The organism is Zoogloea ramigera (assembly GCF_006539865.1).
Lineage (GTDB): Bacteria > Pseudomonadota > Gammaproteobacteria > Burkholderiales > Rhodocyclaceae > Zoogloea > Zoogloea ramigera.
This window is the reverse complement of record NZ_BJNV01000185.1, coordinates 1-878: the sequence shown is the minus strand read 5'-3', so window position 1 is coordinate 878 and position 878 is coordinate 1. Positions and strand designations below refer to the sequence as shown.

The 878-nt window shown below is 63.2% G+C and carries 1 protein-coding gene; it reads right to left on the bottom strand.

The window, feature by feature from the left end; translation table 11 throughout:
* The coding region (locus ZRA01_RS20360; protein ID WP_141355193.1) for an efflux RND transporter periplasmic adaptor subunit at positions 1–862 on the bottom strand (862 nt) is incomplete at its 3' end.
* Positions 863–878 lie beyond the last annotated feature (16 nt).

The following is an 878-nucleotide window of genomic DNA, read 5'->3' as shown; positions in this document are numbered from 1 at the left end:
CGGCGCCCGTACGCACCTGAGCGATGTCCTGTTCGAACACGTCGGCGACAACCCAAACCGACGACAGGTCGGCCACCTGATACAAGGTGTCGCCCGGCATGAAGCGCATGCCTTGTAAAGCCTTCTTCTCGGTGACGACGCCGGAAACCGGGGAGCGGAAGGTGAGCGTGCGTTTTGAAGCACCGGATTTCGCCAAGGCACGGATCTGCTCTTCGGAGATGTCCCAGTTCCTGAGGCGTAGCAAGCTCGATTCGGCCAGTTGCTGCATGCCACTCCGGGCTTCGCTGCCGGCATCTTTCAAAGCGTCGACTCCCTGGGCGGCGATGGTGTATTCACGCTGGGCGGAGACCAGTTCCGGGCTGTACACCTCGAAGAGCGGCTGGCCCTTGGCGACCGGCTGGCCGGTGACATTCACATGCAGGCGCTCCACGTAGCCTTCGAACTTGGGAGAAATGGCAAAGCTGCGCCGTTCATCGATCTCGATGCGGCCGGCGGCGCGCACCTGCTTGTCGAGGGCGCGCAGCTCCGCCGCCTCGGTACGCACGCCGAGCTTTTGCACTTTGTCGGTACTGATCCTGATCGAGTTGGCGGCGGCCGGCTCGTCATCCGCCTCGCCTTCGTAGACCGGGACGTAGTCCATCCCCATCGGATCTTTCTTGGGCGTCGGCGACGTATCGGGCAAGCCCATCGGGTTGCGGTAGTAAAGGAGCTTGCGCTCCTTCTTCATGCCTTCAACAGATGTCGTCGCAACAGCCACAGAGGGCTCCGGGTGGCTGGCCGCCGGCCGCTGGCCCAGCCAGTAGCCACCACCGGCAGCCAGGGCGACCGCGAGGCCGATCGCAATACCTGCGCCTGTTTTCATAGATCTTCTCCGAGGA